The following is a 3,135-nucleotide window of genomic DNA, read 5'->3' as shown; positions in this document are numbered from 1 at the left end:
GAGACAGCACGATGGCCCGCAGCAAACGCTGCGGGCCATCGTGGAGAGTAGAGCGAAGAAAACGGTCTTACTTGACCGAAACCTTGGCGCCGGCCTCTTCGAGCTTGGTCTTGGCTGCCTCGGCGGCATCCTTGTCGATCTTCTCGAGGATCGCCTTGGGAGCGGACTCGACGAGATCCTTGGCTTCCTTCAGACCCAGTCCGGAGACGACCTCGCGGACGACCTTGATGACCTGGATCTTCTTGTCGCCGGCCGACTCGAGCACGACGTCGAACTCGTCCTGCTCGACAGCAGCTTCAGCAGCGGCCGGTGCACCGGCAGCGGCGACGGCGACGGGAGCAGCAGCGGTGACCTCGAAGACCTCTTCGAACTTCTTCACGAAGTCGCTGAGTTCCAGCAGGGTCAATTCCTTGAACTGATCGATGAGCTCGTCAGCGGAGAGCTTTGCCATGTGGGCAATCCTTTCGTTCTTTCCTCGGTCGCAAGGTGACGCGACCAGGGAGGTGTGGGGGTTTTATTCGGCCGCTTCTGCGGGTGCGACCGCGGCTTCTTCGCCGCCGGAGGCAGCTTTCTTTTCCTGCAGTGCGGCCGCAAGACGTGCGACCTGGGAAGCGGGCTGGTTGAACAGACCCGCAGCCTTTGCCAAGTTGCCCTTCATGGCACCGGCGAGCTTTGCAAGGAGCACCTCACGGGTTTCGAGGTCAGCGATCTGATTGACCTCGTCCACGGACAGCGCGCGGCCGTCCATGAATCCGCCCTTGATGATGAGGGCCTTGTTGTCCTTGGCGAAGTTCTTGATCGCCTTGGCCGCCACGACGGGTTCACCTTCGATGAAGGCAATCGCGGTGGGACCAGTGAACAGCTCGTCCAGACCGGCCACGCCCGCATCAGCAGCAGCGCGCTTGACCAGGGTGTTCTTGGCGACGGAGTAAACAGCACCTTCGCCCAGTGAGCGACGCAGCTCCGAGATCTGCTTGACGGTCAGACCACGGTATTCCGTGACGACTGCCGCAGTGGCTCCCTTGAACTGCTCGGTGATCTCCGCAACTATGCGGGCCTTGTGACCTTGCGGAAGATATTCATTAGGGTCATCCTCCTCGCTCGGTTCTAGTATCGGATAGTCCGCAGGCTCTTCCCCGCCTTCACCCGGCTCGGTGGGAGCTGACAGCGTATGAGCTGTTACCGAAACGCCGAATCTCACCTCGTCGGACACCGACGCTCCATTCTAGTTTTGTCTCTACTCAAGTCCTGAGAGCACGCAGAATCAGCCTCCAAGAAAAATACGGGCCCTCCAGCTACGTACGTAACCACACTAGGACTATCCAGACGGTCAGTTGTAACGCACCGCAGACAATGGCACCTACATACAGGTTCCGCACGAGTTTCAACTTCGCGTTGTTACTAACCCTCGCTTTGTCGTTGTATTTGGCTAGCGTCCGCAGTAATTGGCCCTCTGATACGGGTGGCACGTCCCGTTCGATGTGGTTGGAGATAATGACCTTCGCACTGGCCCTCGTTGCCATCCTCGTGGCCGACGGCAACAGAGTGATACCCGTCAAGACGATTGTTACAGCGACAAGCGTTGTTCCAGTTCCTGCTATTACATAAAAGAGGGCGTCGCGCGTAACGAGTTCCGCAGAACGACTCAGACTGGAACCAACAAGAAACGCCGTCGCGGTGACCACGAACGCAAGGTACTGAACGAGCCGTTGCCTGAGTGAAGAAAGTTCCTGAAACTGTTGCTCGAGAGTGCGCACCGATTCGTCGAAAGCAACGCGATACAGTTTCCAGTTTCCGTCTACGGTCGAGGCCATCAGCGGTTTGCCGCTGCCCGTCTCAGCATGCTTTGCCGGGGTGCGGTCATGCTCCGCCTGCTCGCCAGCATTGCCCATCGGGACCACCCACCACTTAAGATTCACGATCACGGACCTTCAATCCTAACCCCTGTACCTTAAGACACCGTAGTGACAGGTGCGAGGCGTACAAGCCGAAACGCAGCCGTGTTCTGGAAAAGCGTTCGTTCGTACCACGGACCATCACCCAACTCGTGGTCGAGTTAGCTAGCCCAGCCCGAGAGAGCGAGCCCTGAGACAGCACGATGGCCCGCAGCAAACGCTGCGGGCCATCGTGGAGAGTAGAGCGAAGAAAACGGTCTTACTTGACCGAAACCTTGGCGCCGGCCTCTTCGAGCTTGGTCTTGGCTGCCTCGGCGGCATCCTTGTCGATCTTCTCGAGGATCGCCTTGGGAGCGGACTCGACGAGATCCTTGGCTTCCTTCAGACCCAGTCCGGAGACGACCTCGCGGACGACCTTGATGACCTGGATCTTCTTGTCGCCGGCCGACTCGAGCACGACGTCGAACTCGTCCTGCTCGACAGCAGCTTCAGCAGCGGCCGGTGCACCGGCAGCGGCGACGGCGACGGGAGCAGCAGCGGTGACCTCGAAGACCTCTTCGAACTTCTTCACGAAGTCGCTGAGTTCCAGCAGGGTCAATTCCTTGAACTGATCGATGAGCTCGTCAGCGGAGAGCTTTGCCATGTGGGCAATCCTTTCGTTCTTTCCTCGGTCGCAAGGTGACGCGACCAGGGAGGTGTGGGGGTTTTATTCGGCCGCTTCTGCGGGTGCGACCGCGGCTTCTTCGCCGCCGGAGGCAGCTTTCTTTTCCTGCAGTGCGGCCGCAAGACGTGCGACCTGGGAAGCGGGCTGGTTGAACAGACCCGCAGCCTTTGCCAAGTTGCCCTTCATGGCACCGGCGAGCTTTGCAAGGAGCACCTCACGGGTTTCGAGGTCAGCGATCTGATTGACCTCGTCCACGGACAGCGCGCGGCCGTCCATGAATCCGCCCTTGATGATGAGGGCCTTGTTGTCCTTGGCGAAGTTCTTGATCGCCTTGGCCGCCACGACGGGTTCACCTTCGATGAAGGCAATCGCGGTGGGACCAGTGAACAGCTCGTCCAGACCGGCCACGCCCGCATCAGCAGCAGCGCGCTTGACCAGGGTGTTCTTGGCGACGGAGTAAACAGCACCTTCGCCCAGTGAGCGACGCAGCTCCGAGATCTGCTTGACGGTCAGACCACGGTATTCCGTGACGACTGCCGCAGTGGCTCCCTTGAACTGCTCGGTGATCTCCGCAAC

Annotated in this window: 5 protein-coding genes; all 5 read right to left on the bottom strand. The window is 59.6% G+C overall.

Going from position 1 to position 3,135, the window contains the following annotated elements; genetic code table 11:
• Positions 1-67 precede the first annotated feature (67 nt).
• Entirely contained in the window at positions 68-451 is a 384-nt protein-coding gene (gene rplL / locus BH683_RS00050; RefSeq protein WP_030165235.1) for a 50S ribosomal protein L7/L12, read from the bottom strand.
• Positions 452-514: 63 nt separating this feature from the next.
• Positions 515-1,051, bottom strand: a complete 537-nt coding sequence (rplJ, locus tag BH683_RS00045) for a 50S ribosomal protein L10 (protein ID WP_084834244.1) — start codon at positions 1,049-1,051, stop codon at positions 515-517.
• Positions 1,052-1,295: 244 nt separating this feature from the next.
• Positions 1,296-1,925, bottom strand: coding sequence for a hypothetical protein (locus BH683_RS00040; RefSeq protein WP_084834242.1), 630 nt, complete (start codon positions 1,923-1,925; stop codon positions 1,296-1,298).
• A 229-nt stretch (positions 1,926-2,154) separates the two neighbouring features.
• Positions 2,155-2,538: a 50S ribosomal protein L7/L12 gene (rplL, locus tag BH683_RS00035; protein ID WP_030165235.1), complete on the bottom strand. Its 384-nt coding sequence runs from the start codon at positions 2,536-2,538 to the stop codon at positions 2,155-2,157.
• Positions 2,539-2,601: 63 nt separating this feature from the next.
• The coding region (gene rplJ / locus BH683_RS00030) for a 50S ribosomal protein L10 (RefSeq protein ID WP_084837493.1) at positions 2,602-3,135 on the bottom strand (534 nt) is incomplete at its 5' end.

The organism is Williamsia sp. 1138 (assembly GCF_002095435.2).
In the GTDB taxonomy this organism is placed as follows: Bacteria; Actinomycetota; Actinomycetes; order Mycobacteriales; family Mycobacteriaceae; genus Williamsia.
This window is presented reverse-complemented; position numbering and strand designations above follow the sequence as displayed.

What these genes read in the sequence shown, in the direction of transcription:
- rplL (WP_030165235.1), bottom strand. Translation starts at nt 2,538, where the DNA reads ATGGCAAAGCTCTCCGCTGACGAGCTCATCGATCAGTTCAAGGAATTG.
- rplL (WP_030165235.1), bottom strand. Translation starts at nt 451, where the DNA reads ATGGCAAAGCTCTCCGCTGACGAGCTCATCGATCAGTTCAAGGAATTG.